General features: G+C 51.4%; 6 protein-coding genes. 5 read left to right on the forward strand and 1 reads right to left on the reverse strand.

What is annotated here, in order from left to right; translation table 11 throughout:
* Positions 1-692 precede the first annotated feature (692 nt).
* Complete coding sequence (locus B0B12_RS17810; protein ID WP_076671718.1) at positions 693-2,276, reverse strand: hypothetical protein; 1,584 nt, start codon at positions 2,274-2,276, stop codon at positions 693-695.
* A 655-nt stretch (positions 2,277-2,931) separates the two neighbouring features.
* Between B0B12_RS17810 and B0B12_RS17815 the strand changes: the two genes are divergently transcribed.
* The 5 genes from B0B12_RS17815 to B0B12_RS17835 all read left to right on the forward strand — a co-directional run bounded on the left by B0B12_RS17815 (position 2,932) and on the right by B0B12_RS17835 (position 12,075).
* Entirely contained in the window at positions 2,932-4,200 is a 1,269-nt protein-coding gene (locus B0B12_RS17815) for an exo-beta-N-acetylmuramidase NamZ family protein (RefSeq protein WP_076671720.1), read from the forward strand.
* 598 nt (positions 4,201-4,798) lie between these two features.
* Positions 4,799-7,906, forward strand: a complete 3,108-nt coding sequence (locus B0B12_RS17820; RefSeq protein ID WP_076671723.1) for a SusC/RagA family TonB-linked outer membrane protein — start codon at positions 4,799-4,801, stop codon at positions 7,904-7,906.
* 11 nt (positions 7,907-7,917) lie between these two features.
* The gene (locus B0B12_RS17825) at positions 7,918-9,507 is read left to right on the forward strand and encodes a SusD/RagB family nutrient-binding outer membrane lipoprotein (protein WP_076671726.1); all 1,590 of its coding nucleotides are present in this window, start codon (positions 7,918-7,920) and stop codon (positions 9,505-9,507) included.
* Between the two features lie 12 nt (positions 9,508-9,519).
* Complete coding sequence (locus B0B12_RS17830) at positions 9,520-10,329, forward strand: DUF4397 domain-containing protein (RefSeq protein ID WP_076671728.1); 810 nt, start codon at positions 9,520-9,522, stop codon at positions 10,327-10,329.
* A gap of 201 nt (positions 10,330-10,530) precedes the next feature.
* Positions 10,531-12,075 carry a glycoside hydrolase family 10-like protein gene (locus B0B12_RS17835; RefSeq protein ID WP_076671731.1) on the forward strand — a complete coding sequence of 515 codons (1,545 nt, stop codon included), beginning with the start codon at positions 10,531-10,533 and terminating at the stop codon, positions 12,073-12,075.
* The last annotated feature ends 31 nt before the right edge of the window (positions 12,076-12,106 follow it).

Consider the following 12,106-nt stretch of genomic DNA (forward strand, 5'->3'; position numbering starts at 1 on the left):
TATAGAGTTATCGCTCTCAAAGGTGGTCTTTTCAGCAGCTCTTATTCCTAAGAAATATGCGGTGTAGCAAAGGTATAACTATACCGGATCCAACCATCCCTAATCCCTCCTGGGGGAAGGGGCCCTCTAAAAAGTCTAAGGCGGGGAACTTTCCGTAACTGTCATTCCAAAGTATAAGCGCTGTAGCTAGCTATATGTTTGGGAACGATTGTCATCCCCCTGCCCCCTTCGAAGGGGGACTTTCTGCCATTACCAGTGCTAGATATAAACTTTGTAGCAAACTACCACTGGTAAAAGTATAAGAAGACTAACTTTCACGCTTACGATGAAACACATAGCGGTGCCAGGTGCACTTTTTGACACTCCACTGTTTGAGCGTTCAGCGAGTTTGGAGGGTCTTGACTTTTTTGCTTACTTTTTGTGTCAAGACAAAAAGTAAGGCCCGCCCGGCCAGGGCAAGCTATAAAACAAATCAGCTTAAGGTATAGCTAGCCAGCAGCTACGCTAGGTATAGCTATACCTTACACTAAGCAAGAGGCCCCACGATAGCAGACACGAGCGCGAATGCTCGCGCCATACCTCCTTCTGCTATACCAGCAACAAAAAAGCCCTGCTGGTAATACACCAGCAGAGCTTCCAATCTCAAAAAATCACTTTATAAATAGCAGCTAGAATCTAATACAGTTTACCCCTTAATTCTGACTCTCGTAACCGAAATCCTTAAACGTCTTGGCGATGTTCTCATCACTCGCTTTGCTCTTATTATTCCAACTGGCATCCAACTCCAACGCGACTAGTCCTTTAAGGTTCATCACCGCCACAAAGTCATCTACATCTTTCAAAAACTCCGGTCGGCGGCGCGACGATTTGAGTGCGTACTTACGGGCAAACACATCGCCTTTGGTCTGCAGCTCGTTTCGCTTTTCGATGATATAGTTCAGGCGTTCCACCAGGTCTTTGGTTGAGCGACCAATCACTTCCGTTGCTTCCAGCGTGCCGATGGTCATCACCGTGGTGCCGCCAATGGTCGTGATCTTCTTGCTCGTGGCGGGTTCATCTATCACAACAGGAGCTATACCGGTCACGGCACCCATCGAAGCATTAGCCAGAGAGCGGCCTTTTTTGCCTTTGCGGGCGCGGTTATACTTCTTCTTCAGGTCTTTTTCGGTTTCCTTCAGTTGCTCCATCAGGTCCCAGGCGCGCACCAGCGAGGCGCGGTACTCGTTGTAGAGTTTCTGGTCCTTCTCACCTTCGTTCACGGCGTTGAGTATGGTAAACGACACAGTGCGTTCGTCGCGCTTGTTCGATTTGTCCAGCACGAAAAAGGTCATCTCGAAGGCTACTGAGTCAAGTGGGTCGCGCACGAAGTCGTAGCCCGGGCGCCAAATAAATTCGTACTGCGACGGCGTGTTTTTGACCAGCGCAGTGGCCGGCACATTCGTGTTCGTCGAAATAAAATTGAACGAGGCGATGTCGGGTTCGCCGTTCGGGTCGTAGATCTGAAACTTGATGTTCAGGGTGGCATCCTCTTTGTACACGAAGCGCTTCTGCGAAGGAATCATCTGCAGGGTAGGGGGCAGGTCCTGCTGCGTTACCTCTACCTTAAAAGCACCCTTGGTACGCGCCTTGGTCGGCTGGTCTTCTACATAAAACTCTACCATCAGGGGCTTGTTGCGCAGCCGGTTGAACTGCGTGAGCGAAGGCTTCCAGGTAAATTCTCCCTGTGCCGAAAGTTTGGCTCCCTCGGGCATGCCGTCCGCAATAGCGACAAACACGATCGGGTCCTCATCCTCGTCCTGCACGGCCGCCGACTCGATGGTGTAGGTGTTCTGGGCGTTGTAGCGCACATAAAGCGGCTTCAGTTCGCCTACCACTGGCGGACGGTTCACATGCTCTACCTTAAAGTCTACCACCTGACTGGCGCTCTCGTCCTTCTCGTTGCGGACCTCAAAAATCACCTGCAACACGCGCCCGTTGCTCAGGCGGTCCACAAAATCGTAGTTGGGCGTCCAGGAGAAATAGCCTAGCGAATCGAAGATCATGCCATCGACCTTCCCTTGCTTGATGCTATACCTGAATTCTGTGCCGGAGCCACCACTGGCCTGCAGGTCAAACTCGAGCTGCTGCCCTTCTTTGAGCACGTTCCAGCCCGGCTCGGTCGGGAATTGCAGTTTAATGGCAGCAGGCTTCGAAGCTTTGCCGGAAGGCGCGTCTTGGGCAATTGCCTGGCCGATTAGGAGTACCAGAAAAGAAAAAAGAAGTAGACTCTTTTTCATATAGGGTGAATAGTGCAATAGGGTGCTTAGTGTATAGTTAAACTTTGAGGCGCTCCTGAGAAGGTGCAGGCGAGTGGCTCTAGAACGGTACTAAAACCGCCTGACACCAGCGGGCGTCCTGAGGTGGCAAATGCAGGTTTCCGCTGCAAAGTGAGGGCCATATATAAGACAAAGTTTCAACATGCTCTTTTAGAAGCCACTAAGTTAGCAAAGACTTCTGCGTTTATCAAAGCAGGTCCAAGGCTAAAATTTCCGGCAGACTATTTCCAGAGGCCGGTAGGTAAAAATGCTATACCTAGTTGTATTATACCTGGTGTTAGGGTCCACTCTATATTATGAGTGCTTACTTACTGACCATGATCTTGACAAATTCCTAAAACGCAGGTGCTCGATATGACCTTGCCAGAACAGGTATAACGGACGCTGATCTGCCAAAAGGCTTTCTGGATTGTCAAACTTTCAATAGAGAATTGGTTTAGCTGCATGTTTTTGCGGATTTACTAAAAAAATGTGCATAAAATTTGGTATATAGAAATATTAATGCCTTAATTAGTGTAGGAAAAAGGCTGGTTGTCTGAGTGGGTCGCAAAAAGTTGCAAATTCTGCTTCCTGCCGATTCCACGAAACAGAAGGGCACCAGAGAAACAAAGCTACTATGTATACTTTCTACCATGTGAGATTGCTGGCAAGCGCTGCGCTGGCACTGTTGCTGACAACAACTTCATGCAAAACACCGCAGCAGCAGGAGACTGCGCCGGTTGCACAGAGCACTGTAACAAAACCTGAAGCTGCACAAACTCCGATAGTAACGGGTGCCGACCAGCTCGAAGCCTACCTGCCCTACCTGAAAGGCAAGCGCATCGGTATGGTGGTGAACCAAACCTCCATCATCGGCAACACACCAAGCGTGGACAGCCTGCATGCCCTTGGCGTGAACATCGTTCGGGTGTTCGGGCCGGAACATGGCTTCCGGGGCGATGCGCCCGCCGGTATTAAAGTATCCGATAGCGTAGATCCGAAGACAGGCATTCAGGTGGCCTCGCTCTACGGTGCCAAGAACAAACCAACCAAAGAAGACCTGGCTGACATCGATCTGATAATCTTCGATATTCAGGACGTGGGCACCCGCTTCTATACCTACACGATTACGCTGCACCGCGTGATGGAAGCCTGCGCCGAAAACGGGGTAGAGCTTATGGTGCTGGACAGACCCAACCCGAACGGGTTCCTGATAGACGGCCCTATCCTGGAGCCGGAGAATAAGTCAGGCATCGGAATCCATCCTATTCCTATTTCCCACGGATTGACGGTAGGGGAGTTTGCCCAGATGATTAACGGAGAGAAGTGGCTGGCAAACGGCATTCAGTGCAAGCTCAAAGTTGTGAAGGTGAAAAACTACACCCATGACATGCCCTATACCTTGCCCGTGGCGCCTTCTCCTAACCTGAACACACAGCAGGCCATCCTGCTATACCCATCTACCTGCCTTTTTGAAGGCACTATTTTTAACCACGGTCGCGGCACGATGTTCCCCTTCACTGTAATGGGACATCCGGATATGAAAGACAAGTATACCTTCAGCTACACCCCGATAGGTATAAAAGGGATGGCCGAGACGCCCCTACACCAGGACAAGGTATGTTACGGGCTGGACCTGCGTAACTACGATATCAACAAATTCCGGGAGACCGGCAGAATTAACCTGAGCTGGATGATCGAGCTGTACCAGGCTTATCCGGACAAAGCGCGCTTCTTCGATTACAAGCAGAGCAACCAGATCGGTAACATCGACAAGCTGGCCGGTACCAAGAAGTTTAAGGAGCAGATCATTGCCGGTGTTTCTGAAGAGGAGATTCGGAAGAGCTGGGAGCCGGGGCTGAGCGAGTACAAGCAGATGCGCAAGAACTACCTGCTATACCCTTGATGCTAACACAGTCCCGGATTGAAAATTTTCGGGAACGGAAGGCTTAGCATTCGTAAAAGTTCAGAGGCATGCACAAGGTGTTATAAGTTGGGCGTTTGCCTCAAACCGGCAAGGTAACACAGTTTGCACGTACGGATGTCTGCTTATTTGCCGAAACAGTGTTTGCCGAATTATGCAGGTTTTATTCAGTGTCTAAACAGCAGTTTTTAGCATGAATGCAGCTTTAGAGACAGTAAAGGCGGATTATGATCTTAGAACGCAATACATTAAAATAATTATTTAAAATTATATAAAATAAGTTTAATTTTATATGCATGAATTTGCGTTTTTGCGTATAGGATAGTGTTGCTGCTTTTTTCTTTTTTAGCTAATATGATTGCAATAACCTGTGTGCTATTGCCCTTTTTTACTAGCTTTAATGTGAGTTTAATGTATGCCTAAAGGGTGAGGATCGCATGCTGTCGGATGAATTGTATTTTGCAGGGTTTTCCTGCAGTGCAGAAGGTCCGGCAACCGGAAGAGAATTTATTTTTATGTTTTACTTAATAACCTATTAACCAATCTACCCACAATAATCTTAACCAATAGCCACGTAGTTATGATGAAAAAATTACAGTGTTACCTATGGGGGATATGTTTCCTTCTGTTTCACTTTACAGCCAGTGCCCAAAGCACAACTGTAACCGGCACGGTAACAGCCGCTTCCGACAATTCCCCGCTGCCCGGTGTTACGGTAGCTGTTAAAGGCCAGCCGCGCGGTACAAACACCGACGCCGATGGCAAATTCTCTATTTCAGTGACGCCTTCCGATGTGCTGGTGTTCAGCTTCATTGGTATGAAGGGTGTTGAGAAACCAGTAGGTACCAACACGGTGATCAACGTGGCACTGCAGGCAAACGAGCAGAGCCTGAACGAAGTAGTAGTGACCGCTCTCGGTATCAAGGCTGAAAAGAAGGCCTTGGGTTATGCCGTAACAGAGGTTAAAGGTGCTACCATCGCCCAGACGCAGCGCGAGAACTTCGTGAACGGCCTTGCCGGCCGTGTAGCGGGTGTAGAAGTTAACGCTTCTTCTGGTCTGCCAGGTTCTTCTTCTTCTATCGTAATCCGTGGTATCAGCTCCCTGAGCGGCAACAACCAGCCACTGTTCGTGGTAGACGGTCTTCCGATCAGCAACAACACTACTTCTACAGGTGTGTTTGCTTCTTCTATCGGTGCCAGCTCCAAGTCTTTCGAGAACAGAGGCGTTGACTTTACCAACCGTGCAGCCGACATCAACCCAGAGGACATTGAGTCCATCACCGTACTGAAAGGTCCTGAAGCGGCTGCTCTTTATGGTATTGAGGCTGCTTCTGGTGCCATCGTAATCACCACCAAGCGTGGTCAGGCAGGCAAGCCGCGTATCAACTACAGCAACAGCTTCCGTATCGATCGCATCGTGCGTTACCCTGAAATTCAGCAGAAGTACGACAGAGGTGCCAACGGTTATACCACTGAAGGTGACGAGAGCCTTGCTTACTTCGGTGCTCCTTACTCATCTGAAGTGCAGTTCTACGACAACGTGAAGAACTTCTTTGATGACGCCTTCACACACAAGCACAACCTGGCCTTCACGGGCGGCAACGAGGCGGCTCAGTACCGCATCTCTGGTTCTTACACCGATGCAAAGGGTTTCATCCCGAACACGGGACTGGAGCGTATCACGCTTTCTTCTGCGATCACGGCTAAGTTGAGCAAGCGCCTTTCTACAGACGTAACGTTCGACTATACCCGTTCTGACAACGACCAGGCTTTCAGAGGTGCCGGTGGTCCATTGCTGCAGCTGCTGCGCTGGCCATCTACCGACGATGCCAGCAATTACCTGACGCCAACCGGTAACAGAAGAGACTTCGGTCCTTATTCTATCGCGATCGAGAACCCGTTCTTCAACGTGAACAAAAACATCTTCAACTCCCTGACCGACCGCTATCGTCTGAATGCCAGCTTAACAGCTGACGTGACAGACTGGATGAAACTCGTAGGCCAGGCAGGTGTTGACTACTACACAGAGAAAAACACGATTGTGCGTCACCCAGAGTCAAACACAGGCCGTTCATTCGGTGGTATCTTCGACCAGGCCGTGATCACGAACCGCAACCTGACGTTCCAGTACTATGCTCAGTTCACAGCCCCAACGCTGTTCAACGACAAACTGCGCACCGACCTGAAACTGGGTAGCACCGTGTACGACTGGAACACGTTCAGTGCAGCCGCTACCGGCGAGCAGTTCATGGCGCCAGACCTGTACTCGATCAACAACACGACTCTTACAACACAGCGTGCTTACAACAACCTCACGCAGCGCCGCTTGGTAGGTGCCTGGGGTAGCTTCAACGCCAGCTACAACGACGTACTCTTCCTGACATTGACAGGCCGTAACGACTGGAGCTCTACGCTGCCCGTGCAGAATAACTCTTTCTTCTACCCATCTGCCGGTATGAGCTTGGTGTTCACTGAGCTGGAGCCATTCCAGGGTCTCAAGAATGTGTTGTCATTCGGTAAGTTGAGAGCCTCTATTGCCCAGGTAGGTAAAGATGCCCGTCCGTACAGCATCCGTCCGTTCTACGAAACGGCTATGACGACTGGTGGTGGTTTCCGCTACGGCTTCACTGGCCCAAGCCTGGACCTGCGTCCGGAAATGACGACTTCTTACGAGTTCGGTACAGAGTTGAAGTTCTTCAACGACCGCTTCGGCATCGATGCGACCTACTTCAAGAAGAAGTCTGTTGACCAGATCGTGCAGAACCTGCGTCTGAGCTACGCAACTGGTTTCGTACTGATGACCTTCAACGCCGGTGAGATGGAGAACTCAGGTATAGAGCTTCAGCTGAACGGTACGCCAGTTCAGAACAGCAACTTCACTTGGGACATCCTGATGAACTTCACGAAGAACAACAGCAAGCTGACAAAACTGCCTGGCGACGTGCAGGAGTTCTACAACTCTGACACCTGGCTGTACGGCAACGTGCGTGTAGGTTCACGTGTAGGCGGTCCGTTGACTACTTTCACTGGTTATGACTACCAGCGTAACGACAATGGCGACGTGCTAATCAACCCTTCTACTGGTTTGCCAATCCTGAACACCAGTGAGTGGGTGATTGTAGGTGACCGTAACCCGGACTTCAATATCGGTCTGACCAACACCTTCACTTACAAGAACCTGTCGCTTAACTTCCTGCTCGACATCCGCAAGGGTGGTGACGTGTACAACGCTACAGAGCACTTCCTGACAGTAAATGGTCTGAGCAAGCGCACGCTGAACAGAGAAGAGCCACGCATCGTGACAGGTGTGTTGAAAGACGGTCTGGAAAACACAGGCACTCCAACTCAGAACAACATTCCGATCGACCTGTACAGAAACTCAACTTACTGGGCCTCTATCTACCCACACCAGAGCTTCATCGAGAAGGACGTGAACTGGGTGCGTATGCGCGACGTGACGCTGAATTACCGCCTGCCTTCCAGCGTTATGGAGCGCGTTAAGTTCATCGAAGACCTGAACGTGTTTGTAACAGGCACCGACCTGTTCCTGATCACAAACTACTCTGGTCTGGACCCGGTTGCGAACGGTAACTCTGCTGCAGTAGGTGGTGCCGGTGGTGGCGGCCTCGATTACGGTAACTTCCCGTTGCCAAGAGGAATTAACTTTGGTATTAGAGCAGGATTTTAATTAAGACGAAAATGAGAAAGATATTAGTTGCTTCTCTTATAGCGGCCAGCGTGTTTTCGGCATCTGGCTGTAAAGATTACCTCGACGTAAATACAAACCCGAACGGTCCGGATGCCCTGCTGCAGCCGGAGCTGTTCCTCCCGCAAATACAGTCTGAAATGGCAGTAGCCGTACAGTGGGACGGACGCTTTGCCGGTCAGTATGTGCAGAACTGGGCTTCTACAGCCGCTGACAACGCCATTGACCTGCACGGCAACCCGCTGTCTGACACCTATGCACAGCTCTGGAGAGCCGTGTACTGGAGCATGGGCTATAACCTGTCGGACATGATCGAGAGCGGTGAGCGCAGCAAGAAGTATGACTTCGTAGGCGTAGGCCACATCATGCGTGCATACGGCTGGCAGTCTCTCACAGACTACCATGGTCCAATCATCATGACAGAGGCCTTCAATACTGACAAGCGTGTGTTCAACTTTGATGAGCAGAATGTTGTTTATCCAGAGGTAAAGCGCCTGTTAGAAGAAGGCATCAGGAACCTGGAGCGTACCGACGGGCTGGATGCCGCCACTTCTGGCCTGAACAAAGGTGACCTGATCTATGCAGGTAACCGTGACCGCTGGAAGAAGTTTGCATACGGTCTGATGGCCATCAACGCACATCGCCTGACAAACAAGAACTCTTACGACCCGAACAAAGTGATCGAGTATGTGGACCTGTCGTTGGCCAGCAACGCTGACAACGCCATGATCCGCTTCCAGGGAGAAGTAAGTGCCAATACAAACTTCTTCGGACCGATCCGTAACAACATCGCTTCTAACCGCCAGACTGACTACATCGTAGGCCTGCTGGATGGTACCAACCCAACGCTGCGCGACGGTGCTCTGGCTGAGGCTGATCCTGTGTTTACTGGTCAGCACCTGAAAGACCCTCGTCTGACAGCAATGCTGGCTCCTTCGCCAGACGGTCAGTACAGAGGCATTCGTGCAGGTAAAGGTATAGTCGGTATACCTGCTGCGGAGGTTCCGAACAACCTGTGGGGTTCTGTGGGTACGTCTACTGCACAGCCGCGCCAGATCTACATTTTCGGTAACGCAGCTCCTTTCCCGCTGATGACTTATTCACAGCTGCAGTTCATCAAAGCCGAAGCTGCCTGGATAGCTGGCAAGCATGATGTGGCGCTGGATGCCTATACCAAAGGTGTAACAGCACACATCGATTTCTCACGCGCCTATGCACCGGATCCGGCGATGTTCGATCAGCGCAAGGCTGCTTACCTGGCCAGCGAGGAGATCATGCCTAAGACTACTGCCGGCCTGACGCTTTCTAAGATCATGCTGCAGAAGTATATCGCAACCTGGGGCTGGGGCTTCCTCGAAACCTGGTCAGATATGAGAAGATACCACTACAATCAGGATGGTGAAGTGTATACAAACTTTGTATTGCCTAGCCCACTGAACGTTGCTAACCAGGGAGTGCCTGCTTACAGAGCGCGTCCGAGATACAACTCAGAGTATATGTGGAACCAGGAGGCGCTGCGTGCTTTGGGCGGCAACGACGAGAACTACCACACTTATGAAACTTGGTTCAGCAAACACGAATAATCCGATAAAGAAATGATGAAGATATTTAAAAGAGCATTCCTGTTTTTGGCAGCGGGCCTCATGTTAGGAGCCTGCGAGAAAAACGCCATCCCTGAGGTGACAGAGCCCGTGCAGGAAGGCGGCGCCTATGTAAAATTCTTCTTCCAGGTGGAGGGAGCACCACGTGCTAACTTTTACCTGGACAGCAAGAAAGTGACCGCTGTAGCACCAACTACCACAAGCAACATCGTGCTGGGCAACGCTTATGGATCAGTATATCCAAGTAACGCCTACGCGATGGTTCCTTCTGGTACTTTCAACATGAGTGCGATTGACACCGTGGCAGGAAAAGGCACAGCCGATGTACTGGCTAGCACTTCTGTGAACCTGGCTGCTAACAAGCACTACTCAGCTTACCTGGCGGGTACGCCAACCAGCTATGAAGTGTTCATGGTAGAGGACAACCTGCCGCCAGCTGACTACACCAAGATCTGGTGGCGCTTTATGAACACGATGGCCGACATGCCTTTCGCTGTGGATGCCTACGCGGTTCGTTCTGCTGTAGCAGCTACTGAGACAAAGCCAGCCGAGCCAGTTCAAGTATACGAGCTGGGCAAAGGCCTCGCCTTTAAACAGCATGGTCCTTACGTCGAGCTGAAGCCTGGAACTTATACCTACAAGGTGTTCCCTGCTGGAACAGAATACGATCCGGCTACTTCTAAGTCCTACATTCAGCAGTCCTTCTCGGTAACAACATTGGGTCGCGTGTATACTACACAAATCCGTGGTGCTTACGCCGAAACGCCGAAGGCTGCTCAGATAGATTATTGGAGAGAGAGATAAGGTGGTAAACCCGGGGTGTGCTGGCCCCGGGTTATTTTCCTCCTTGCTCCGGATAGACATTAGTCCGATCGGGATATTCTCACCTAACAGTACAACAGTGAAAGATTAGCTTACGAATAGTTTTATACCATGAAAGAGTCCCTCCTTTACTAAACCTATCGGAGGGCTTTTTTTTAGCCACCCTCATACCCAACCGGAACAATGATTAGAAACTTTACACTTTTAGCCACCCTGCTGCTCAGTTCGATCAGCCTTTTTGCCCAGGTATCAAAGCACCCCCCCAAGCGCGAGTTCAGGGGCGTCTGGATCGCCACGGTCCAGAACATTGACTGGCCCTCCAAGCCCAAGCAGGGCGTGGACTCCCAGCAGCAAATGCAGGAGCTGGTCGACATCTTCGACGCCCACCAGAAAACAGGTATAAACGCCGTGATGCTGCAGGTGCGCCCATCAGCCGATGCCTTTTATGCCAAAGGACGTGAGCAGTGGAGCATGTTTCTGACCGGCAAGCAGGGCACATTGCCCGAGCCATTTTACGATCCGCTGGAGTTCGCCATCGAAGAGGCCCACAAACGTGGCATGGAACTGCACGCCTGGATCAACCCTTACCGCGCCTCTACCAGCCTGGTCGACTCCCTGGTGAGCACCGAGCACATCTCCCGCATTCAGCCCGACTGGTTCTTTACCTACGGCGACAAAAAATACTTTAACCCCGGTCTGCCTGAGGTGCGCCACTACCTGGTGGACGTGATCATGGACGTGGTGCGCAACTACGACATCGACGGCATTCACTTCGACGACTACTTCTACCCATATCCGGGCAAAGCTGCCCTGCCCGACTCGATCACCTACATGTTGCACAAACAAGGTATAGCCAACGTGGAAGACTGGCGCCGCAACAACGTGGACCAGCTGATCAAAGACCTGTCGGAGGCCATCAAGAAAGAAAAGAAACATGTAAAGTTCGGTATCAGCCCCTTCGCCATCTGGCGCAACAAGGTGCAGGACCCGAATGGCTCGGAAAGCAGCGGGGGGCTGTCAGGGTATAGCGCCCTCTATGCCGATGCCCGCAAGTGGATGCAGGAAGGCTGGCTGGATTACATCAACCCGCAGCTGTACTTCCCATTTGGCTACACCCCGGCACCTTATGAGAAGCTGCTCGACTGGTGGGCCGCCAACTCTTATGGTAAGCACGTGTACATCGGTCAGGGTGTTTACCGCGCCATGGAAGACCGCGAGGGCTGGCGCGACCGGCAGCAACTGCCCAACCAGGTACGCTACCTGAGCGCCAATCCGCGTGTGCAGGGCAGCGTGTACTTCAGCTCCCGCTCACTCACCAACAACCTGGCTGGTTTCCGCGACTCGCTGCAGCATGACCTTTACCGATACCCGGCCCTGCAGCCCGTTATGCCCTGGCTAGGTATGGCCAAGCCCGCCCAACCAGAAAGCGTACGTGAAGACAAGTTCCTGCTCGTTTTCCCGCGTCTGCGTAAGGCAATTATCCGGTGGGACTACCCGGACCAGGAGGAGGACGTGTATGGCTTTGTGGTGTACCGCTTCGACGAGAACGAACCGATCAACCTGGAGCACGCCCGCAACATACGCCGCATTCAGTTTAACGATTACGAACTGGGCTTCTTTGACGAGACGGCCGAGCGCGGGAAGACTTACAAATACGTGGTGACCTCCATTGACCGACTCAAGAATGAGAGTGCGCCTTCTAATGTGTACCTGAAAAAAGTTCGCTAGGTATAGCAGACATCATAAAATCAGAAACCTC

This window comes from Pontibacter indicus (genome assembly GCF_900156345.1).
Taxonomy (GTDB): domain Bacteria; phylum Bacteroidota; class Bacteroidia; order Cytophagales; family Hymenobacteraceae; genus Pontibacter; species Pontibacter indicus.